Here is a 22,442-nt window from a genome sequence, read left to right as displayed (position 1 = left end):
AGACATTAATGGAATAACAGGTTACAATGACAGTTATATTTCATTAAATGGTAGTTCAAAATATTTTACAGGAACAACAACTAAGATTTTTGTACAAAGGGGTGATAGTACTTCATTAGTTTCTAAGTCAATATATGATAGTTATTATGAAGGTCAGACATTAATGAATTCTTCAACAATGTTTGAATTACCGAAGGGATTTGCAAAAGGCACAACTTACTACTATGTAGTTCGTGTTTGTGGAAATAATGGAAATACATATAAGGATTTCTACTTTAAGATAATTCCAACAGATGATTCAATTGATTCAGGTGTTAATCATACAGGAAAATGGAGAGAGATTAGTGGTGAATCACAATTGTCTGTAAAGATGGGCTCAGGCTCGAAACTTAAAGGTACAATCAGCTTTTTAGATTATCCTGCATTTAATGAAGGTTCTTCTATAACAGAAAAAGGAGGAACAACATCTATTGGAACAAATACATATAATGCAGTTGGTTACAATGGATACTACTTATCCATAATCGGTGATACAAATTATTATGTAGCAGGTAACACAAAAGTCTATGTTTCAGAAGGAAGCGATTCTGTTTTATATGCAGAGAATGCAAATGATTTGACTTTTACAGAGAAAAAAGTAAGTGACCAGTCTTATTCAGGTCAGATAATCTCTGAAACAGAAGAACTGTTTAGTGTTGTTTATGCAACAACATATTATTTGTTGAAAGTTCAAAGTGGAGACAAAGTCACATACATACCTTTTGAAGTAAAAGTCAACATAGGAAATGTAGAAGTTCTGGGCTTCCAGATGAACACAAATAAGAATGCCGGTGGAGTAGCTGAATACAATCCATCATTTAGAGTTGTTTCAAAAACAAGTAATGTAATGACAATCAATAACAGACTGTATGAAGTTAAGAAAATGGGTACAGTTTATGCAATTGATGATGGAAATACGGACATAAAATCTAATATGAATTTGGATGCAGTTTCATCTAATGCAAATGTATCAAAATATGAAACAACAGATAGAGGCAAATTGGCAGGCTACACGACTTCTGCTAATGACAATGATTACTATACATACTATGCGTTAACATTTAAATATAATAATTACAAATATGCTTCATTGGAACAGAAGTGGGCATTTAGAGCATATGCAGTATTAGATATGGGTGATGGTACAGAAAAAGTTGTATATGGTAAAAATATTTACACAACAAATATGTATGACATTGCACAGAATTTATATAAAAATCAGAAAATGGGAACAAAAGAATCTCATGATTACCTATATGATAATGTTCTAAATATTGTTGATATGTATAACAATATGGGACAAATTGCAAATGCAATGTTTAAGGCAATGGGAGTCACATCAACATCTGACAGCAGATATGAGACAGTGACAAAAATGACACAGGACTTACACAATTATTGCAAATGCTTATGGGGAATATCATATGACACAAGAGGTAAGTTTAGAAGCTCCCAGGTAGAAGATGAATTACTGAAATTACTTAACGGAGTGAAAAACAATGACAAGAACTATGCTAGTGTTTATGATTGGATTTACAATGAAACATCCAAGTATGGAAAGAAAAATGGAACGAAATACAAAGGATGTTATAGGCTTGTAGATTATTCATGGGATAATAGCATTGATAAAGATTTTTATAAACAGTAATACTACATACAATTAATAGGAGGGTATTTAAGTGAGTCGCACAAAAAAATATGAAAAACCTATAATTGAAGTTACACGTTTTGACATAAATCAAAATATTATGGATGGCTGGGATGGTGACATTACCACAGTGGCTGATATTTCACAACCTGATGGTGGACCAACCACTCCGATAATAGATTTGGATTAGGAAAGGGGCAGATGTTATGAGAAAAGAATATAAAAAGATTATATCTACAGTGTGTGTTGTAACTTTAGTTGTAGGCTCCTTAACATTTACTAATAAACAAAATGTAGAAGCTGTGGGCAAAACCACAGCAGCTACATTCAATAAATCATTGAATCAAGGGATAAGCCTTTTAGCAGACGATACAGAAAATGGAACTTACACAGTGAAAGTTACATCCACATTGAACGGTGTGGAGTCAGAAGGTTCAGTATCTGACGCGGTAGAAGTTGTTTCAGTTTTAACTACAGATAATTCAGCAGTTGAAGGTTTCCAAATTAAAACAAATGGGGCTGATTCGAATATTGCTTTTAGAACTGTTTGTAAGGGACTAAACGTAGGAAGCGCTATTACAGCAAGTGATGGTAACACATATACTGTTAAACAATTTGGAATAATATATGCCCTGGATCCGAACCAAAGTGGCTATAGAAAAAATGATGCTTTAAACACAGCATATACAATTTTAAATCCAGATGTAGTTACAGGACAACAGTATTCTTACGAAGGAAAAATACAGTATGCCGGTAGTAATGTTACTTATGGCTTCCTAGCAAGTGATGGGGCAGTAATTAATAATTGGGATACTACTGATACAGAAAATACATATTATGTTGTAACAATGAATGGAATTAATCCACAGATTACAAATTCCATTTTTGTAAGATCATTTATAATAGCAACAGACACCACAGGAAATAATACAATCATTTACGGAAAGAAAACTGCTGTTATGTCGGTTGCAGAAGTAGCAGATTATTTATACCGCAACAGTAAAGCACAAAATTACTCAGGACATAAATATTTGTTTGAAAATATTTTAAGCAAGGTTGCTACAACCAATCCATATTTTAGAAACACAACACTTCCGTATGGCTGGGACAATAACTTGTTTACACCATCAAGCCCAACATATACTGTTACAGACGGAACGTTGGAAAATTAGAACAGGAGGTTAATATGTGTAAGGCAATAGATGCTGTTAACAAATATTATCAATAATTTAATTTTTTAAACTGTTAATATTTATAGAGAGCTCTTGAATTATTAATATTTATGTAGATTTCTTGAATTATTAGCATCTATAGTGGTTGACATTCTTAAATTAATTGACTAAAATAACAAATGTATAAAATTTAATGAAAAAAGACTTTGATAGAGACAGTAGTTTATCAGTGAACGTTTCAGAGAGCTTGACGTTGGTGGGAGTCGGGTATTAGTAGCAGATATATGAAAATCACTCTGGAGTTGCAGCCCGAAATGTTTTTTGACTTTTGTAGTTTATATTAATGTAGGCGCTGACGGTTTCTCCCGTTACAGAGAACACATATAAAGGGAATTCCCGAGTATGCTGTTAAAGGTGGTATAACGAAAATTCAGGCTTTCGTCCTTAACAGGGCGGAAGCTTTTTTACGTATGCGACTCATAGACCAAAGGTCTATGAGTAGACAAGGCTCATGCCCATACGTAGTGAGCAAATGATTAAACACTTAAATAGATAGCAATACTATATAAAAATGAAAGGAGTACAGAATGTACAAGAAAGTTTCAACTAATCTCAATTTTGTTGAGAGAGAAAAGCAGACAGAAAAGTTTTGGAAAGACAATGACATTTTTAAGAAAAGTATGGACAGTCGTAAGGAAGGAGAAACATATACATTTTATGATGGACCTCCAACAGCCAACGGTAAGCCACATATTGGACACGTTTTAACTCGTGTTATAAAAGATATGATTCCACGTTACCAGACAATGAAGGGCCATATGGTTCCAAGAAAAGCAGGTTGGGATACTCATGGACTTCCTGTTGAATTAGAAGTAGAAAAGATGCTTGGTTTAGATGGAAAAGACCAGATTGAAGAATACGGTCTTGTGCCTTTCATTGACAAATGTAAGGAAAGTGTTTGGAAATACAAAGGTATGTGGGAAGATTTCTCAGGTACTGTAGGTTTCTGGGCTGACATGGATAATCCTTATGTAACATACGATAACAACTATATTGAATCAGAATGGTGGGCTTTAAAAACTATTTGGGATAAAGGCTTATTATACAAAGGCTTCAAAATCGTTCCTTATTGCCCACGTTGTGGAACACCTCTTTCATCACAGGAAGTAGCTCAGGGTTACAAGGATGTAAAAGAACGTTCAGCAATCGTTAGATTCAAGGCAAAAGACGAGGATGCATATATTTTAGCATGGACAACAACACCTTGGACATTACCTTCAAACGTTGCTCTTTGTGTAAACCCAAATGAAGATTACGCAAAGGTGAAAGCAGCAGACGGCTATGTATATTACATGGCAGTTGCTTTATTAGATACAGTTTTAGGTAGCCTTGGAAATGAAGAAGAAGGTGTTAAACCATACGAAATTCTTGAAACATACAAAGGTAAAGAACTTGAAGGCAAAGAATACGAGCCATTATATGAATGTGCTCATGAAAAAGCTGAAAAGCAGCACAAGAAAGGTTTCTTCATTACATGTGATACTTATGTAACTCTTACAGATGGTACAGGTGTTGTTCATATTGCTCCTGCATTCGGTGAGGACGATGCCAATGTTGGACGTAACTATGACCTTCCATTTGTTCAGCTTGTTACTGAAAAAGGTGAAATGTCAGAAGAAACACCATTTGCCGGCTTATTTGTAAAGAAGGCAGATCCTGAAGTATTAAAAGATTTAGATGCAAGAGGTTTATTATTTGACGCACCTAAATTTGAACATAGTTATCCACATTGCTGGAGATGTGATACACCACTTATTTACTATGCACGTGAATCATGGTTTATTAAGATGACAGCAGTTAGGGATGATTTAATTAAAAATAACAACACAATTAACTGGATTCCTGAAAGTATCGGTAAGGGACGTTTCGGAAACTGGATTGAAAATGTTCAGGACTGGGGCGTAAGCCGTAACCGTTATTGGGGAACACCACTTAACATTTGGCAGTGTGATTGTGGTTGCATGCAGTCAATTGGCAGTCGTCAGGAACTTTTTGAAAAGTCAGGTGACGAAAAAGCTAAGACTGTTGAATTCCACAGACCTTACATTGATGAAATTACAATGCCATGTCCTGAATGTGGTGGCACAATGAAGAGGGTTCCGGAAGTTATTGACTGTTGGTTTGATAGTGGAGCAATGCCTTTTGCACAGCACCATTATCCATTTGAAAATAAAGATTTATTTGAACAGCAGTTCCCTGCAGACTTTATTTCAGAAGCTGTTGACCAGACTCGTGGCTGGTTCTACACATTACTTGCAGAATCAACATTGTTGTTTAACAAGGCTCCATACAAGAACGTAATCGTTTTAGGTCACGTTCAGGATGAAAATGGACAGAAGATGAGTAAGTCAAAGGGTAATGCAGTTGATCCATTTGAAGCACTTGATAAATACGGTGCAGATGCAATCAGATGGTACTTCTACATTAACTCAGCTCCATGGCTTCCAAACAGATTCCATGGCAAGGCAGTAGAAGAAGGACAGCGTAAGTTCATGGGTACACTTTGGAACACTTATGCGTTCTATGTACTTTATGCAGAAATCGATCAGTTTGATCCAACTAAGTACACACTTGATTATGATAAATTATCAGTAATGGATAAGTGGTTATTATCAAAGATGAATTCTATGGTTAAGGCTGTAGATGACAACCTTGGAAACTACAGAATTCCTGAAGCTGCAAGAGCGTTAGATGAATTTGTTGATGAAATGTCAAACTGGTATGTAAGACGTTCAAGAGAAAGATTCTGGGCAAAAGACATGCCACAGGATAAGATTAATGCTTATATGACACTTTATACAGCACTTGTTACAGTATCAAAGGCAGCAGCACCTATGATTCCATTTATGACTGAAGACATTTACCAGAATTTAGTTAGAAGTGTGGATTCAAGTGCAAAAGAATCAATTCACCTTTGTGACTTCCCAGAAGTTAATGAAGCTCAGATTGATAAAGAATTAGAAGAAAATATGGAAAGAGTTCTTAAGGTAGTAGTTCTTGGTCGTGCTTGTAGAAATAAGTCAAACATCAAGAACAGACAGCCAATTGGCAAAATGTTTGTAAAGGCTGATTTTGATTTACCTGAATTTTTCCAGGAAATTATTACAGAAGAATTGAATATAAAAGAAGTAGAGTTTACTGATGATGTTAGAGCATTCACATCATACTCATTTAAGCCACAGCTTAGAACTGTTGGACCAAAATATGGTAAGTTCTTAGGCAAGATTAAGGAAGCATTGGCAAGCCTAGACGGAAACAGTGCTATGGATAAGATTAATGCCGGCGAACCTCTTACATTTGACTTTGACGGTAATGAAGTTGTTCTTGAAAAAGAAGATTTACTTATCGACATGGCTCAGGTTGAAGGTTATGTTTCTGAAGCAGATGGCGACGTTACAGTAGTTCTTGACACTAACTTAAGTGATGAATTATTAGAAGAAGGTTTTGTTCGTGAAGTAATCAGCAAGATTCAGACAATGAGAAAAGAAGCTGGATTCGAAGTAATGGACAAAATCGTTGTAAATGTTGCTAATAATGACAAGGTTAAGGACGTTGTAGAACGTAATATTGATGAAATTAAGTCAGAAGTGTTGGCAGATAATGTCGAATTTGATACAATAAAAGGGTATGAGAAGGAATGGAACATTAATGGCGAAAAGGTTACATTAAGCGTTGAAAAAAACTCATAGTAGGCTAGTTATTTGAACAGAATATAAATTTATAAAGGAACGGTGTAAATCGTTCCTTTATGCGTGTTATACGAATATACGCAACAGCATATGTATAGAATTTATCGATATAAGTTGTGTTATATGTTGGTGTACATTTAATATTAGCATATAGGTTATATATGTTGGTACACATTTAATATTAGCATATAAGTGAAGTGTAAGCTTTGTAATATGTGATTCTTTGGGGAAAATCGAAGGAGTGCTAAGCATGGAACAGTCATCATAATTAGGATTGTGGTGTTTGGATATCGAAATCATATTGGGAAAACAGCAGCACATATATTTTGCAAAAGATAGATGAATTTTATTGTATGTTACCAAATAATAAGGATAGGAGAGGGGTTTATGACTAAAACAATGGACAGAATACAAAAAGAAGAATTCAAGGAAGAATTCAAAAAGCGTGTAAAAGATCAGGCAAAGATGCTTTACCGTAAGACTTTAGATGAAGTAAGTGACAGACACAAATTTGTATGTGTTGCTTATGCGGTAAAAGATATCGTTATTGACCAGTGGATTGCTACACAGAAGGCTTATGATGAAGCTGATGGCAGAACAGTTTATTATTTATCAATGGAGTTCTTAATGGGAAGAGCTTTAGGTAACATGATTATTAACTTATCTTCAAGAGATGAAATTAAGGAATCAATTGAGGAACTTGGACTTGATTTAAATGTAATTGAAGACCAGGAACCTGATGCAGCTTTAGGTAACGGTGGTTTAGGACGTCTTGCAGCTTGTTTCTTAGACAGTCTTGCAACTTTAAATTACCCTGCATATGGATGTGGAATCAGATACAAATACGGTATGTTCCAGCAGAAGATTGAAAATGGATATCAGAAAGAAATTCCTGAAGATTGGTTAAGACATATTAATCCATTAGAAATCAAGCGTGAAGAGTATGCTTGTGAAGTTAGATTTGGTGGTACTGTTAAGATTGATCACAGAGACGGACGTGATTATTATGGTCAGGAAGGTTATCAGGCAGTTATGGCTGTTCCTTATGATATGCCAATCGTAGGATATGGCAACAATGTTGTTAATACATTACGTATTTGGGATGCAGAACCAATTGTTCATTTTAACCTTGAAGAATTTGACAAGGGTTCATACATGGCAGCAGTTGAACAGGAAAACCTTGCTAAGACAATTACAGAGGTTCTTTATCCAAATGATAACCATTATGCAGGTAAGGAACTTAGATTAAAACAGCAGTATTTCTTTGTTTCAGCTTCACTTCAGACAGCAATTAAGAAGTATTTAAAGAAGCATGATGACATTAAGAAGTTACATGAAAAAGTAGTATTCCAGATGAATGATACTCATCCAACATTAACAGTTGCAGAATTAATGAGACTTTTAATGGATGTTTATTATTTAGAATGGGATGAAGCTTGGGAAGTTACTACAAAGTGTGTAGCTTATACAAACCATACAATTATGGCTGAAGCTCTTGAAAAATGGCCTATTGAATTATTCTCAAGATTACTTCCAAGATGTTATCAGATTGTTGAAGAAATCAACAGAAGATTCTGTCTTGAAATTGAAGAAAAATATCCTGGTAACTATGACAAGATTGCTAAGATGGCAATTATTTATGATGGTCAGGTTAAGATGGCAAACTTAGCAATTTGTGCCGGCTATTCAGTAAACGGTGTTGCTAAGCTTCATACAGAAATTCTTGAAAAGCAGGAATTAAAGGACTTCTATGAAATGATGCCACAGAAGTTTAATAACAAAACAAATGGTATTACACAAAGAAGATTCTTGCTTCATGGAAACCCTCTTCTTGCTGAATGGGTTACAAACAAGGTTGGCGATGATTGGATTACAGACCTTCCAAAAATCAAAGGCATTGAAGTATACGTAGATGATAAGAAGGCTCAGGCTGAGTTCATGAACATTAAGTATCAGAACAAAGTTCGTCTTGCAAAATATATCAAAGAACACAACGGAGTTGATGTAGATCCACGTTCAATCTTTGATGTTCAGGTTAAGAGACTTCATGAATACAAACGTCAGTTACTTAACATTTTACATGTTATGTATTTATACAATCAGGTTAAAGAACATCCTGATATGGAATTTACTCCAAGAACATTTATTTTCGGAGCAAAGGCAGCAGCAGGATACAAGATTGCAAAACTTACAATTAAGTTAATCAACAGTGTTGCAGATGTAATCAACAATGATGAGTCAATCAACGGTAAGATTAAGGTTGTCTTCATTGAAAACTACAGAGTTTCAAATGCAGAAATCATTTTTGCAGCAGCAGATGTTTCAGAACAGATTTCTACAGCTTCAAAGGAAGCTTCTGGAACAGGTAACATGAAGTTCATGTTAAATGGTGCATTAACACTTGGAACAATGGATGGCGCAAACGTTGAAATCGTCGAAGAAGTTGGCAAGGAAAATGCATTTATCTTTGGTATGTCTTCAGACGAAGTTATTGGTTACGAAAATAATGGTGGCTATGATCCAATGCAGATTTTTAATTCAGACATGGATATTAGAAAAGTTCTTATGCAGTTAATTAACGGATTCTACTCACCAGATGATCCTGAAAGATTCAGACCAATTTACAACTCACTTCTTACAAAGGAAGAAACAGGTTGTGCAGACAGATACTTCATCTTAAAGGACTTCCAGTCTTACGCAGAAGCTCAAAGACGTGTTGAAGCAGCTTACAAAGATGAAGCAGGTTGGGCAAAATCAGCAATGCTTAACGTAGCAAACGTAGGCAAGTTCACATCAGATAGAACAATCGAAGAATACGTAAGAGATATCTGGCACTTAGAGAAAGTAAAGGTAGAATTGTAGGAGATTTACCTAGGGGCAGCGTAGCTGCCCCTATTTTTTTGACTTGTTATGCAAACAAAACTAATATTATGGCGATAATACACCCTAAAGATGCCATAACAATTTTTAAGGGTGGAAAAAATAGAAAGACAGTAGTGAGAAAAAGAGTGAGAAGTCCAGCTTTCCACCCCCTAGGAAAAATAACAAGCTGAAGGGGTGGAAAAATGGGAAATACTGAAGAGAGAAAAAGAGTGAGGAGTCCAGCTTTCCACCCCATAGGAAAAATAACAAGCTATAAGGGTGGAAAAAAGAGAAAGATTGTAATGTGAAAAAGTGTAGGGAGTCCAGCTTTCCACCCCCCAGGAAAAATAACAAGCTGAAGGGGTGGAAAAATGAGAAAGACAGTAGTGCGAAAAAGAGTGAGAAGTCCAGATTTCCACCCCATAGGAAAAATAACAAGCTGAAGGGGTGGAAAAATGGGAAATACTGAAGAGAGAAAAAGAGTGAGGAGTCCAGATTTCCACCCCCTAGGAAAAATAACAAGCCATAAGGGTGGAAAAAATAGAAAGATTGTAATGTGAAAAAGTGTAAGGAGTCCAGATTTCCACCCCATAGGAAAAATAACAAGCCATAAGGGTGGAAAAATGGGAAATACTGAAGAGAGAAAAAGAGTAAGAAGTCCAGCTTTCCACCCCCTAGGAAAAATAACAAGCTGAAGGGGTGGAAATTTCTAAAAACAGTAAAATCGTCATATCTAATTAATAATAATACTTGAAAAATAAATCAACTTAACATATAATAAATGTAACATAATAGATGTAACATAACGGATGAACAAGGACGGCGCATGGAAAATTTAAAACAAATCTTATATGAAAAACAATTAGAGTTAGAAGAAATAGAAAAGACTAATAAAAAAATATTAGAAAGACTTCCTGAGGGATACGTTAATATAAGTAGAAATAAAAATTCAATTCAGTATTATTGGCGAAAAGATGATGGTACGGAAACATACATAAATAAAAAAAATCGTAGTATTATTAAAAAACTTGCTCAAAAAGAATATGAGAAAAAAGTTCAAATTATAGTTAAGAAAAATAAAAAGTGTCTTAGAGATATGTTGGATAAATATGAATTTGATGAAACATTAAAAGCTTACGACAAGATATCAGATAAAAAGAAAATATTTGTTGAACCATATACAATGCCGAATGAAATGTACGCAGAAAAGTGGCAGGCAGAACAAAACAAATTAAAAGAACAGAATATGAGTAAAGTAAGTGAAAAATACATATTCACAGATAAAGATAATGAGATACTTACTGAAAAGGGAGAGGCGGTTCGTTCGAAATCAGAAAAAATAATTGCGGACAAATTATATATGAAGGGGATACCATACGTTTACGAGCAACCGTTATATTTGAAAGGCTATGGATATGTAGTACCTGATTTCAAAATCTTGAATATTAGAACCAGAAAAGAATATTATTTGGAACATTTCGGAATGATGGACGACAGCGAGTATTCAAGGAAAGCATTAAGAAAAATCGAAACATTTCAGAAAAATAACATATTTCCTGGTGATAATTTGCTAATGACATTTGAAACAAGTGACAGTCCGCTTAATACAAGAATTTTGGAAGAACTGGTAAAAAAATATTTGGTATAAGATAAAAAAGATAAATGATTAACATTTGCATAAGGCGTGAAAATATAATCACCAATATTTGCTGTGATAGGGAATAGATTAAACTTAAAAATTAGATTAAATCACAAACTTAGAAACTAGATTAAAACAATAGGAAATAGATTAAACATAAGAATAGGATTGAGTGAGACATTACAATTCAATCCTATTCTTCATATAATCAAATGTTATAATGTAGACAAACTACACAAGATTCATCAAAAACTCAATCCTACTAATTCCATAAATAAGAAATATTAAGTAAACAAACCATATTCTACTCCACAATTGTATTCAGCCAAATGTCTTTTTTTACCATTACGAAACCAATAAATGACTTAATGCCTTCCAACATGTTTATAAGTAGGAATATGCTTACAATATTCATGGAGGTGAATTTTGCAAGGCACATTGAAACCGGCACATTTACAAGGCAAACAAAACAACTATCAAAAAGGAATGTAATGATAGTTTTGCCACCGCTTCGCAAAATAAAATATTCAGAGTTAGTGAATGATATAAAAGGTGTTGCCAGAGCTACCACCCAAATGAAACGTGTTGCCAGTTGGCGAATCTCCCCTGTTGTATTATAAAAATGTGGGAATATCGGTCCAAGTATAAATAAAATTACGGCAGTGCCTAATGAAATTAAAAACGAAAAAGTTGCCATACGTGTGGCTGTGACCTTTGCGTCTTTTAGTTTGCCAGCACCCAACAGTTGACCGACAACAATGGCGATGGTTGTACCAAGTGTTACAAAAATTGAATTTGAAATATTACCTAAAGTATTACAAATATTTAATCCACCGATTGTAGCAAGTCCCCTTGTAGAAAAAGCCTGTGTCTGCAAAGTAAGTCCGCCAGCCCACAAAAATTCGTTAAGCATAAGTGGCGTTCCGGTAATAAGAATTTTCTTCGCAAGTGACATAGGAAGTCTCAAAGTTCTGTAGCAATTTTTAATAAAAGGATATTCTTTTACATGTGTGTGGGTGTAAACAACCAAATAGCCACATTCCATAAAACGTGAAATAACAGTGGCGATAGCTGCACCGGTAACGCCCATGGCAGGCACACCGAATTTCCCAAAAATAAAAATATAATTCAGTACAATATCAAAAACTACAGCCAGAACTCCGGCTTTCATTGGCACAATAGTCTGCCCGGATTCTTTTAAAGTGGTGCTATAGCAGTTAGAAACTACAAAAGGTGCAATGCCGATAACCATCACGTATAGGTAGCTTCGTGCATAATTAAAAGTGTCAGCAATGTTTCCCGAGTCGCTACCTTCGTGGAGAAACATGTTAATCAAAGGTTCGTGTAAAAATAGCATAACCCCAAGAGATGCAATGATAATTGTTATGCCAATAAGAATCTTCATTCTAAAAACATTTCTCACACCGTCATTGTTTTTCTGACCAAAATACTGTGCGGAAAAAAGACCGGCACCTGACATACCACCAAAAACCAGCAAATTAAAAACAAAAAATAACTGATTTATAATGGCAACTCCGGACATTTGGTCAGTACCCAACTGCCCAACCATAATATTATCAGCCATACTAACAAGATTTGTCAGTAAATTTTGAATAATAATTGGAACGGCAATTGCAAGAATCATTTTGTAAAAAGCCTTGTCGCCGAAAAATTTATTTTTTAAAGAAATTGTCTCTTCGTTCATAAAAACCTTCTTTCTTTTTGTAAATGTCTATTTAATAATTTAGTTCCCAAACCTATCTAATATACAAATATGTTTAACCACTTAGTCTTAAAATATCTAACTAATATACAAATCTGTTTAACCACTTAGTCCTAAAAATATTTATATGTGTTGAAATACTATTATGCAATGAAAAAAATAATAGTTCAACATCTTTTATGCAGATTATGAAATTTTATAAAAAATCATTTCCTTTAAACAAATTGCAAAATATGCATATTATAAAGCAAGAAGAGCGGAAGGAAGCCGGACTGATGTTATATACAAAAAATAGTTGAAACTATTTTCTGAAAAAAAGAAAAACTCAAAAAACTCTCCATAAAAGTCTTTGTAAGTGTTATAATTAATCCATAACAGGAACGGATTAAAAGTCTTATAATAAGACAAAACAAACTAACGAAAAATAAACTTACAAAGGGGGCGATTTTATGATTCTCACATTTTTAGGCGCAGATCATGAGGTAACAGGAAGTTGTCACTATTTACAGGTAGGTGACAAGAAAGCAGTTGTAGATTGTGGTATGGAGCAGGGCAAGGATATTTATGTAAACCAGGAATTGCCGGTTCCCGCAGGGGATATTGATTACATTTTCCTGACACATGCTCACATTGACCACTCAGGTTTAATTCCATTGATGGTTAAGAAAGGTTTTAAGGGGCAGATTTTTGCAACCAAAGCAACCTGTGAACTTTGCAACATTATGTTGCGAGACAGTGCGCATATTCAGGAGTTTGAAGCACAGTGGAAGAACAGGAAGGCAAAAAGAGCAGGACGTGAGGAGTATGTTCCTATTTATAATACGGAAGATGCAGCGGCCGCTTGCGAGCTGATGATACCTGTAGATTACAATCAGGTTGTAAAAGTATGTGATGAATTTCAAATAAAATTTGTAGATGCAGGGCATTTACTAGGTTCATCAAGTATAGAAATGAAAGTTACGGAGAATGGTGTAAGTAAAACAATTATTTTCTCCGGCGATATTGGAAACATTAACAAGCCTATAATCAAGGATCCTGAAACTTTAAAAGGTGCGGACTATGTTTTGATTGAGTCAACATACGGTGACAGATTACATGAAGAGCGACCAGACTACATTAAAACATTAACGAAAGTTTTAGAGGAAACTTTTGAAAAAGGTGGTAATGTTGTTATTCCGTCATTTGCAGTTGGACGAACTCAGGAAATGTTATATTTCTTAAGGATAATAAAAAAAGCAAATTTGATAAAAAAATATCCTGATTTTGAGGTTTATGTTGATAGCCCGTTGGCTGTGCAGGCAACGAATATTTTTAATAACAATGTAGTTGACTGCTTTGATGAGGAAACGAAGAAACTGATTAATGATGGAATTAACCCTCTTCAGTTTGAGGGCTTGAAAGTTTCTGTAACAAGCAATGATTCCATTGCAATTAATGAGGATACCAAGCCAAAAGTTATTCTATCAGCATCGGGTATGTGCGAGGCAGGTAGAATAAGACATCATTTGAAACACAATCTGTGGAAAGAAAACTCAACAATTCTTTTCGTTGGTTATCAGGCAATTGGCACGTTAGGAAGAAATCTTCTTGAAGGTGCAACTTCAGTAAAACTTTTTGGTGAAGAAATTGCAGTAAAAGCAAGAATTGAAAGCCTTAAAGGAATTAGCGGTCATGGTGACCAAAAAGAATTGATAAGATGGCTTGAAGCAATGGAAATTAAGCCTGAAAAAGTTTTCGTAGTTCATGGTGAAGACAATGTGTGCGATTATTTTGCTAATCTTTTGGATAAAGAACATGGCTTTAATACATATGCTCCTTATAGTGGTACGGAATTTGACCTTTTGACAGGTGAAATTATCAAAGAGGGAGTGCCTATTCCAATTAAGAAAAAATCAGCAAAGGAAAGAAGGGCATCCTCTGTTTACGAAAATTTACTTGCAGCAGGTCAGCGTTTGCTTGCAGTTATTAAGCGAAGCGAAGGAGGTACGAACAAAGATTTAGCTAAATTTACAAATCAGATTCAAAATTTGTGCGACAAGTGGGACAGATAATGACAAGCAAAAAGCGTGCCGAAAACGCTTAGTGCGATTATTGTGCTATTGAGGCAGCAGAGAAGTTTGATAACGAAAAATATGTAAGTATACGCATGAAATTCAAACTATTCTTTTATAAGTGGAATATAAATCGGTCAGATCCATCTCCTCCACAAACTGACTGAGTAATCGCAAGGAATCGTTCTCCGGAATAATTGTTTCGATGTTTAGTGGAAGGTTTAATTGATATCCGCTTCTATTTAAAGTATAATTCGTATGTGTTAATTTTGGTTTTTACATAACTTAATTATACACCTACAGCCAGACTTTTAGGAGCCTGGCTGTAGGTGTTTTTAAAAAAAAATTTTTATTGAAATAGGCTGCCGCTAGTGGGACAGCCCCTATTTTTATTTATGCAAATTATTATAATATATGGGAAAAAAAGAAAAGGAGAAAGTGTAAAAGAAAACCACACCAGGAGGTTGTTATGGGTAAGGCTAAATTAAATAGGAAATGGACATCACTAATATTGATTTTAGCACTGGTTGCAACAATTATCCCAACCAGTGTCTATGGCAATTTATTGGTGAGCAGAAGCACAAACGGCGTGGCAATTCCCAGAGGATGTAATGTACCTTCTTTCTATTGAAAAAATATGAGATAAATGTAAAATTAAAAGTGCAAAAAGGCTGAAAAGGATTTTAAACATGAAAAACGGAACAATGTTTTCGGACCTAACTAAATACAAAAACAAGGATTTTTACAAAGAACATAAATATGTACAGTTTGACACAACAAAAGCCAGTGGAACCTATCTGGTAGTTTATGCTTTTGTTTCAGAAGTAAATGTGAAAAATGCATTTGAATACTATAACGCAGAGAACTGGTCAGACAAGAAAAAAACTCTAAAATACATAGAAAAACTTTCGAAGCTGAAACTCTACGATACAGGTGAGCAGATTACATCAAAGGACAAAATAATAACATTGTCCACTTGTGAAAATACAAATGAAAACAGCAGAATGGTAGTGGTTTGTAAAAAAAGTTGAAAAATAGGACGAAAATAAAATGATTTATTTACTAAAAAGCGAAATAGTAAATTGTAATCATTTATAAAATGCTATATAATTGACAGTTGGAAATGAAAGGTTTTGAATCCCATGCAGGAAGTGAAAAAGTGCCATTGGCTTAACGAAAAAAATGAAAAATATGTTGAATATCACGATAAGGAATGGGGCGTTCCTGTTCATGATGACCACAAGTTATTTGAAATGCTTCTATTGGAGGGTTTTCAGGCTGGTTTGTCATGGGAATGTGTTTTAAACAAAAGGGAAGCTTTTAGAGAGGCTTTCGATAACTTTGATTTAGAAAAAATTTGTAACTATGATGCAAACAAATTAGAAGAATTAAGAAATAATCCCGGCATAATCAGAAACAAGCTGAAAATTTCAGCTACGGTTAAGAATGCAAAAGCTTTCAAAAATATTATTGCAGAGTTTGGCAGCTTTGATAAATACATCTGGGGATTTACAAACTATAAAATCATTTATGAATACGATAAAACAACCTCTGATTTGTCAGATACAATTTCAAAAGATTTAAAGAAGAGGGGGATGAGCTTTGTGGGAAGCACAATTATTTATTCATATTTGCAGGCAGTAGGAATAATCAATTCCCATGAGCCACAGTGTTTTTTATACAACGTAATGTAACCTAAAAATAAATTAAACGTATCAGGTGCGTAGAATATCGCAAGTGACATTCTTTGTTGTTACAGAAAAAATATAAAAAGTTATAAAAGAAAAATGAAAAGAATAAGTACAAAAAGAAGGAATATAAAATGAAAAAAGAAGAAAAGACAAATGTAATGAGAGTTTTGGACAGCAAAAAGATTAATTACAAAAGCCACAATTATGTAGCCTCAGAGGCAGTAGCCGGTGACCAGGTAGCAAAAGCACTAGGTCAGGATCCTAATGGGGTCTTTAAGACTTTAGTTACGGTTTCAAAATCAAAAAACTATTACGTTTTTTTGGTTCCTGTTTGTAAAGAACTTGATTTAAAGAAGGCAGCAAAAGCTGTTGGCGAGAAGAAAATTGAAATGCTTAAGTCAAAAGAACTTTTACCACTTACAGGTTATATACATGGTGGCTGTTCTCCAATAGGAATGAAAAAGTTCTTTAAGACAACAATTGACGAAACAGCAAAGAATTACGACACCATTATGTTTAGCGGCGGCAAAATCGGTTATCAGGTAGAGTTGGCACTTGGAGATTTGGAAAAGGTTATCCGCTTCCAGTTAGCAGACATTACAGAGTAAAAATATAAATAAAAGAGGAAAAGAAATGAAGGTTTATTATTTTAATATAACACCATTAAGAAATAAAAATATATTTGCACAAAAAGTTAAAGAAGTAAGTCCAAGAAGACTTGCAAAAATCGAAAGACTAAAGAAAACAGACGATAAGTTAAGATGTCTCGGCGCAGGCTTGCTTATTAATTACATACGTGAAAAGTTTGATATTAAAGACGAAATTATGGTAGCAAAAAATGGCAAACCTCATTTTACAAGAACAAAAATGTCTTTTAATATCTCCCATTCAGGAAACTACGTTGTTATTGTTGTGTCAGAATATAATATCGGTATAGACATTCAAAGAATGGAAAAACACAATCATCTAATTGCCGAAAAGAATTTCTGCGCAAATGAGTGTGCTTATATAAACGAGAACGACAACTACGAAATTCAAAGACAAAGATTCCACGAAATTTGGACCATAAAAGAAGCCTATCTTAAAAACATTGGCATAGGTTTAAGAAAACCCTTAAATTCTTTTGAAATTGATTTAAGCCATGGCAATCCAAGAATTATAGATAATCCCGGCTACGCCATCTTGCAAATCAAGTTAGATAAGCTTTACGTTATGGCAATTTGCTCAGATATTCGAGATAAAGAATTTACAATGGAAGAAGTGGAAATATAAATTATCAAATGTTAATTAAGTTTAGGGATAACATAAATAATTAAGTTTAAGAAGAATATAAAAATTAAGTTTAAGAATAGTACAATAATTTTAGATTAAGAATAATATCAAGTTTAAGTATTGTATTAGATTTAAGAATAACTAGGAATTTTATAATAAAAACAGTTATGAAATAATATAATTTACTGTAGTAGATTGGGACAAAGGCCCCATTACATTACAGTGAGTAATATTATAATCATAACTGTTTATTTTTATATGTTAGAAATTCACATTAGTTTCTATGCCATATATAAAATCATTATTTGGAATTAGATGTTTCACTTATGTAATTTATTTACTCCAACGTCCTGAAGCCCCACAAGGTAAAACAAGACCATTTGATGATACAGGAAGCCCAATTTCTTCTGCTTCAACTTTTCCACCAAACTTTGGCACAATAGCAGTGTTAATCATATAATTCAAAACTGCCGGCTGTAAGCCTGTTGTATAAGAGTTAATAAGGAAGAATAAAGGATTATCACTTAAAATATTTGTACATAATTCCACAAATGGAAAAATGCTTTCCTCAATTTTCCAAGTTTCTCCCTTTGGACCTCTACCGTAAGAAGGTGGATCCATAATGATTCCATCATATTTGTTCCCACGACGGATTTCTCTTTCAACAAATTTTACACAGTCATCAACTAACCATCTCACAGGTCTGTCAGCAAGTCCTGAAGAAACGGCGTTTTCTTTTGCCCATGTAACCATTCCCTTTGAAGCGTCAACGTGTGTAACATGAGCACCGGCTTCTAGAGCAGCCAAAGTAGCCCCACCTGTATAAGCAAAAAGGTTTAATACCTTAACAGGTCTACCGGCATTGCGAATCTTCTCTGAAAACCAGTCCCAGTTAGTAGCTTGCTCTGGAAATAATCCTGTATGCTTAAAACTAAAAGGTTTAAGATTAAATGTAAGGTTCTTATAATTAATTGTCCATTGTTCAGGCAAATTGAAAAAGTCCCATTTTCCACCGCCTTTGTTGCTTCTGTGATAGTGACCGTTGTGCTTGTGCCAGCCTTTGTTTTTCTTTGGAGTGTTCCAAATAACCTGAGGGTCAGGTCTGACTAAAAGATAGTCACCCCATCTCTCTAATTTTTCTCCTGTTGAAGTATCTATAACTTCATAATCTTTCCAATTATCTGCAATCCACATAAATTAATCCTCTTTATCGTTAAAATTTAAAGTTAAGTATTTAATAGGTTACTTCCTATTATAATATGATTTTTAATATCTTGTATGATTAGTTCATAATGCATCCTGAAATATAATATTTAAATAATTAATAATTTATTTTTAAATAATCAATAATGTATTGCAAAATCCATTATTTAATAACCGCTAATATATTAACATAGAAAGCATCAATAAACAATTAAAAGTAATTAAAGTTTATTAAGTGTTAAAAGTTGAAAACGGTAAAAATATAAAAGAATTAGAAACAATAAAAGGTTGTTTCGATGAAGTGTTGTGTTATAATTATTTTAATTACAAAATATACAAAATTTGGAGGTAGCGTTATGGCAAATAAGTATGAGGGAACACAGACAGAGAAAAACTTAGAGGCTGCATTTGCAGGAGAATCACAGGCTAGAAATAAATACACATATTTTGCATCAGTTGCAAAGAAGGAAGGATATGAACAGATTTCTTCATTATTCTTAAAAACAGCTGACAATGAAAAGGAACATGCAAAAATGTGGTTCAAAGAATTAAGTGGTCTGGGAGATACATCAGAAAACCTTGCAGCAGCAGCTGAAGGTGAAAATTTCGAATGGACAGACATGTATGAAGGCTTTGCAAAGACAGCCGAAGAAGAGGGTTTCCCTGAACTAGCAAAGAAATTCCGTTTAGTTGCAGAAATTGAAAAACATCACGAAGAAAGATATCGTGCTTTACTTAAGAATATTGAAACAGCACAGGTATTTGAAAAGAGTGAAGTAAAAGTATGGGAATGCAGAAACTGCGGTCACATTTGCGTAGGAACAAAAGCACCGGAAGTTTGCCCTGTATGTAATCACCCACAGAGCTTCTTTGAAGTACATGCTGAGAATTACTAAATAGCAGAAATGTTATGAAAACATAGGTCATGTATTGAAAACACCTTTGGCAATGTATATACTGGTTATGTATATTGTCGGAGGTGTTTGTTTATGAAAAATAGTCAAGATATAGGATTGCCTAAATGTTTATTGAAGAAAAAAGAAACATTTTGAAAACTTAAAACTTTTTGAAAAAGGGTATTGCATTTAGAAAAGAGTTGTGTTATGATAACTCTTGCTGTGACATGATAGCGTTGAAACGTGAGGTTGCTACATTACATATATGTAGGTTTTCCGTGGAGCGAATGTCAAGTTAGGAAACTGGCGACAAGTCACTGTACAAATAATTGAGTCCACCATAGAGTGGAAACGTCCATGCGAAGTTGTAGAGAATACGACACGCACGGAAAGGTTGTACGGTCACCGCTTGTCGTGCTAAATAGTACGAAAAGGAGGCGGCTTTTTTTATGGCACAAGTAATGAGAATTACACTTAAGGCTTACGATCACAAATTAGTAGATCAGTCAGCTAAGAAAATTGTTGAAACTGCAAAGAAGACAGGAACAGAAGTTAGTGGTCCAGTACCTCTACCAACTAAGAAAGAAGTAGTTACTATTCTTAGAGCTGTTCATAAGTACAAAGATTCAAGAGAACAGTTTGAACAGAGAACTCATAAGAGACTCATCGATATCATTACTCCAAACCAGAAGGCAGTAGAAGCTTTATCAAAGCTTGAAATGCCAGCAGGTGTTTATATTGATATCAAAATGAAAAACAAATAGTGAGAAATTATCCTTGAAGGTTTATATAGATAATTAATCAGACGGATTAGTTATGAAACTGTTCTAGGATGATCGCGGAAAGCGATCCGCTGTAGATTAACAGGAGGTAATTAAAATGAAGAAAGCTATTTTAGCGAAAAAAGTTGGAATGACTCAGATCTTCAACGAAGCTGGCGAATTAGTACCAGTAACAGTTCTTCAGGCTGGACCTTGTGTAGTAACACAGGTTAAGACAGTTGAAAACGACGGTTACGATGCAGTACAGGTTGGTTTCGAAGATATCAGAGAAAAACTTGTTAACAAACCAGTTAAGGGAATGTTTGACAAGGCAGGCGTATCTTACAAGAGATATGTAAGAGAATTTAAACTCGAAGGTGAATACGCAGTTAAAGACGAAATCAAGGCTGAAATTTTTGAAGCTGGAGATAAGGTTGATGCAACTGCAATTGCAAAGGGAAAAGGATTCCAGGGCGCAATTAAGAGACATGGACAGTCAAGAGGACCTATGGCTCATGGTTCAAAGTATCATAGACATGCTGGTTCAAACGGTGCTTGTTCATCACCAAGTAAGGTATTTAAAGGAAAGAGAATGCCTGGTCACATGGGTGGCAAGAAGGTTACAACTCAGAACCTTGAAATCGTTAGAGTTGACGCAGAAAAGAACTTACTCTTAGTTAAAGGTGCTGTACCGGGACCTAAGAAAGCTTTAGTAACAATTAAAGAATCTGTTAAAGCCGGTAAGTAGTATTTGAAAGGAGGAACGCACAGATGGCAAAAGTATCTGTTTTAAATATGGAAGGAAGCGAAGTTGGAACAATCGAACTTAGCGATGCAGTATTTGGTGTTGAAGTTAATGAAAACTTAGTACATCAGGCTGTTGTAAGCCAGCTCGCAAACAAACGCCAGGGTACACAGAAAGCTAAAACTCGTTCAGAAGTTAGCGGTGGCGGAAGAAAACCATGGAGACAGAAAGGAACTGGTCATGCAAGACAGGGTTCAACAAGATCTCCACAGTGGACAGGCGGTGGAGTTGTATTCGCTCCAACACCAAGAGATTATTCATTTAAGATGAATAAGAAAGAAAAGAGATTAGCTCTTAAATCAGCATTAACATCAAGAGTTAATGAAGGAAAGTTAATCGTAGTTGACGAACTTAAGTTTGAAGCTCCTAAGACAAAGGAATTTGCAAAGGTTATGGCAAACTTAAAGGCTGACAAGGCATTAGTAGTATTAAACGAAAATGATGTTAACACAGTAAGATCAGCTAAGAACATCCCTACAGTGAAAACTGCTTTAACAAACACAATCAATGTATACGACATTCTTAAGTACGATACATTAGTAGTTGAAAAAGCAGCTGTAGCAACAATTGAGGAGGTGTACGCATAATGGCAGATATTAAATATTATGACGTTATACTTTCACCAGTTATTACTGAAAAAAGTATGAACGCTATGGCAGAAAAGAAATATACATTCTACGTTCACACAGAAGCTACTAAGTCACAGGTTGCAGATGCAGTTGAAAAAATGTTCGAAGGAGCAAAAGTAGAAAGCGTTAGCACAATGAACTTAAACGGCAAGAACCGTAGACGTGGTTATGTAACTGGAAAGACAGCAACTAAGAAGAAAGCTATCGTTCAGTTAACAGAAGACAGTGCAGATATTGAAATCTTCGCTGGTTTATAGATTGCGGTAAGGAGGGACCCACAAAGTGGGAGGATACCTTATCGC

General features: G+C 34.6%; 19 protein-coding genes and 1 other annotated feature. Of the genes, 17 read left to right on the top strand and 2 right to left on the bottom strand.

The window, feature by feature from the left end:
• The 6 genes from ACZM4J_RS01820 to ACZM4J_RS01795 all read left to right on the top strand — a co-directional run.
• The coding region (locus tag ACZM4J_RS01820) for a hypothetical protein (protein WP_489485506.1) at window positions 1-1,687 on the top strand (1,687 nt) is incomplete at its 5' end.
• Window positions 1,688-1,718: 31 nt separating this feature from the next.
• Window positions 1,719-1,877: a hypothetical protein gene (locus ACZM4J_RS01815; protein ID WP_022165714.1), complete on the top strand. Its 159-nt coding sequence runs from the start codon at window positions 1,719-1,721 to the stop codon at window positions 1,875-1,877.
• A 16-nt stretch (window positions 1,878-1,893) separates the two neighbouring features.
• Window positions 1,894-2,859 (top strand): hypothetical protein, encoded by a 966-nt coding sequence (locus ACZM4J_RS01810; protein ID WP_428245256.1) that lies wholly within the window; start codon window positions 1,894-1,896, stop codon window positions 2,857-2,859.
• 197 nt (window positions 2,860-3,056) lie between these two features.
• Window positions 3,057-3,308 (top strand) — a binding site (T-box leader).
• A 138-nt stretch (window positions 3,309-3,446) separates the two neighbouring features.
• Entirely contained in the window at window positions 3,447-6,608 is a 3,162-nt protein-coding gene (gene ileS / locus ACZM4J_RS01805) for an isoleucine--tRNA ligase (protein WP_302690103.1), read from the top strand.
• 408 nt (window positions 6,609-7,016) lie between these two features.
• Window positions 7,017-9,470 carry a glycogen/starch/alpha-glucan phosphorylase gene (locus tag ACZM4J_RS01800; protein WP_412335862.1) on the top strand — a complete coding sequence of 818 codons (2,454 nt, stop codon included), beginning with the start codon at window positions 7,017-7,019 and terminating at the stop codon, window positions 9,468-9,470.
• Between the two features lie 826 nt (window positions 9,471-10,296).
• Window positions 10,297-11,118: a hypothetical protein gene (locus tag ACZM4J_RS01795; protein WP_022165407.1), complete on the top strand. Its 822-nt coding sequence runs from the start codon at window positions 10,297-10,299 to the stop codon at window positions 11,116-11,118.
• A 295-nt stretch (window positions 11,119-11,413) separates the two neighbouring features.
• Here the strand turns inward: ACZM4J_RS01795 and ACZM4J_RS01790 are convergent, their stop codons facing one another.
• Entirely contained in the window at window positions 11,414-12,814 is a 1,401-nt protein-coding gene (locus ACZM4J_RS01790; protein ID WP_428245257.1) for an MATE family efflux transporter, read from the bottom strand.
• Window positions 12,815-13,281: 467 nt separating this feature from the next.
• Here ACZM4J_RS01790 and ACZM4J_RS01785 point away from each other — a divergent pair, with 467 nt between their 5' ends.
• The 6 genes from ACZM4J_RS01785 to ACZM4J_RS01760 all read left to right on the top strand — a co-directional run bounded on the left by ACZM4J_RS01785 (window position 13,282) and on the right by ACZM4J_RS01760 (window position 17,846).
• Window positions 13,282-14,883, top strand: a complete 1,602-nt coding sequence (locus ACZM4J_RS01785; RefSeq protein ID WP_022164726.1) for an MBL fold/beta-CASP domain-containing RNA metallo-hydrolase — start codon at window positions 13,282-13,284, stop codon at window positions 14,881-14,883.
• Between the two features lie 469 nt (window positions 14,884-15,352).
• A complete protein-coding gene (locus ACZM4J_RS01780) occupies window positions 15,353-15,514 on the top strand; it encodes a hypothetical protein (protein WP_022165572.1) in 162 nt (53 codons plus the stop codon).
• 58 nt (window positions 15,515-15,572) lie between these two features.
• The gene (locus tag ACZM4J_RS01775; protein ID WP_022165571.1) at window positions 15,573-15,914 is read left to right on the top strand and encodes a class B sortase; all 342 of its coding nucleotides are present in this window, start codon (window positions 15,573-15,575) and stop codon (window positions 15,912-15,914) included.
• Window positions 15,915-16,025: 111 nt separating this feature from the next.
• A complete protein-coding gene (locus ACZM4J_RS01770; protein WP_022165570.1) occupies window positions 16,026-16,577 on the top strand; it encodes a DNA-3-methyladenine glycosylase I in 552 nt (183 codons plus the stop codon).
• Window positions 16,578-16,705: 128 nt separating this feature from the next.
• Entirely contained in the window at window positions 16,706-17,182 is a 477-nt protein-coding gene (gene ybaK / locus ACZM4J_RS01765; protein WP_022165569.1) for a Cys-tRNA(Pro) deacylase, read from the top strand.
• Between the two features lie 25 nt (window positions 17,183-17,207).
• A complete protein-coding gene (locus ACZM4J_RS01760; RefSeq protein WP_022165568.1) occupies window positions 17,208-17,846 on the top strand; it encodes a 4'-phosphopantetheinyl transferase family protein in 639 nt (212 codons plus the stop codon).
• 333 nt (window positions 17,847-18,179) lie between these two features.
• Here ACZM4J_RS01760 and ACZM4J_RS01755 read toward each other — a convergent pair whose 3' ends face one another.
• Complete coding sequence (locus ACZM4J_RS01755) at window positions 18,180-19,040, bottom strand: class I SAM-dependent methyltransferase (protein ID WP_022165567.1); 861 nt, start codon at window positions 19,038-19,040, stop codon at window positions 18,180-18,182.
• Window positions 19,041-19,405: 365 nt separating this feature from the next.
• Here ACZM4J_RS01755 and rbr point away from each other — a divergent pair, with 365 nt between their 5' ends.
• The 5 genes from rbr (at window position 19,406) to rplW (ending at window position 22,397) form a co-directional block, all read left to right on the top strand.
• Window positions 19,406-19,945, top strand: a complete 540-nt coding sequence (gene rbr / locus ACZM4J_RS01750; protein ID WP_022165566.1) for a rubrerythrin — start codon at window positions 19,406-19,408, stop codon at window positions 19,943-19,945.
• A gap of 449 nt (window positions 19,946-20,394) precedes the next feature.
• Window positions 20,395-20,709: a 30S ribosomal protein S10 gene (rpsJ, locus tag ACZM4J_RS01745; RefSeq protein WP_022165565.1), complete on the top strand. Its 315-nt coding sequence runs from the start codon at window positions 20,395-20,397 to the stop codon at window positions 20,707-20,709.
• Between the two features lie 115 nt (window positions 20,710-20,824).
• A complete protein-coding gene (gene rplC, locus ACZM4J_RS01740) occupies window positions 20,825-21,454 on the top strand; it encodes a 50S ribosomal protein L3 (RefSeq protein ID WP_022165564.1) in 630 nt (209 codons plus the stop codon).
• A gap of 23 nt (window positions 21,455-21,477) precedes the next feature.
• Window positions 21,478-22,098 carry a 50S ribosomal protein L4 gene (gene rplD, locus ACZM4J_RS01735; RefSeq protein ID WP_022165563.1) on the top strand — a complete coding sequence of 207 codons (621 nt, stop codon included), beginning with the start codon at window positions 21,478-21,480 and terminating at the stop codon, window positions 22,096-22,098.
• Window positions 22,098-22,397 (top strand): 50S ribosomal protein L23, encoded by a 300-nt coding sequence (gene rplW, locus ACZM4J_RS01730; RefSeq protein ID WP_022165562.1) that lies wholly within the window; start codon window positions 22,098-22,100, stop codon window positions 22,395-22,397. The genes rplD and rplW overlap by 1 nt, the downstream gene beginning before the upstream one ends.
• The last annotated feature ends 45 nt before the right edge of the window (window positions 22,398-22,442 follow it).

The sequence above is a fragment of the Eubacterium sp. genome (assembly GCF_057858645.1).
This window is presented reverse-complemented; position numbering and strand designations above follow the sequence as displayed.

Bases quoted from the DNA above. Each gene is read 5' to 3' on its own strand.
- ACZM4J_RS01810 (WP_428245256.1), top strand. From the start codon at position 1,894: ATGAGAAAAGAATATAAAAAGATTATATCTACAGTGTGTGTTGTAACT.
- ileS (WP_302690103.1), top strand. From the start codon at position 3,447: ATGTACAAGAAAGTTTCAACTAATCTCAATTTTGTTGAGAGAGAAAAG.
- ACZM4J_RS01795 (WP_022165407.1), top strand. From the start codon at position 10,297: ATGGAAAATTTAAAACAAATCTTATATGAAAAACAATTAGAGTTAGAA.
- ACZM4J_RS01790 (WP_428245257.1), bottom strand. From the start codon at position 12,814: ATGAACGAAGAGACAATTTCTTTAAAAAATAAATTTTTCGGCGACAAG.
- ACZM4J_RS01785 (WP_022164726.1), top strand. From the start codon at position 13,282: ATGATTCTCACATTTTTAGGCGCAGATCATGAGGTAACAGGAAGTTGT.
- ACZM4J_RS01780 (WP_022165572.1), top strand. From the start codon at position 15,353: ATGGGTAAGGCTAAATTAAATAGGAAATGGACATCACTAATATTGATT.
- ACZM4J_RS01775 (WP_022165571.1), top strand. From the start codon at position 15,573: ATGAAAAACGGAACAATGTTTTCGGACCTAACTAAATACAAAAACAAG.
- ACZM4J_RS01770 (WP_022165570.1), top strand. From the start codon at position 16,026: ATGCAGGAAGTGAAAAAGTGCCATTGGCTTAACGAAAAAAATGAAAAA.
- ybaK (WP_022165569.1), top strand. From the start codon at position 16,706: ATGAAAAAAGAAGAAAAGACAAATGTAATGAGAGTTTTGGACAGCAAA.
- ACZM4J_RS01760 (WP_022165568.1), top strand. From the start codon at position 17,208: ATGAAGGTTTATTATTTTAATATAACACCATTAAGAAATAAAAATATA.
- ACZM4J_RS01755 (WP_022165567.1), bottom strand. From the start codon at position 19,040: ATGTGGATTGCAGATAATTGGAAAGATTATGAAGTTATAGATACTTCA.
- rbr (WP_022165566.1), top strand. From the start codon at position 19,406: ATGGCAAATAAGTATGAGGGAACACAGACAGAGAAAAACTTAGAGGCT.
- rpsJ (WP_022165565.1), top strand. From the start codon at position 20,395: ATGGCACAAGTAATGAGAATTACACTTAAGGCTTACGATCACAAATTA.
- rplC (WP_022165564.1), top strand. From the start codon at position 20,825: ATGAAGAAAGCTATTTTAGCGAAAAAAGTTGGAATGACTCAGATCTTC.
- rplD (WP_022165563.1), top strand. From the start codon at position 21,478: ATGGCAAAAGTATCTGTTTTAAATATGGAAGGAAGCGAAGTTGGAACA.
- rplW (WP_022165562.1), top strand. From the start codon at position 22,098: ATGGCAGATATTAAATATTATGACGTTATACTTTCACCAGTTATTACT.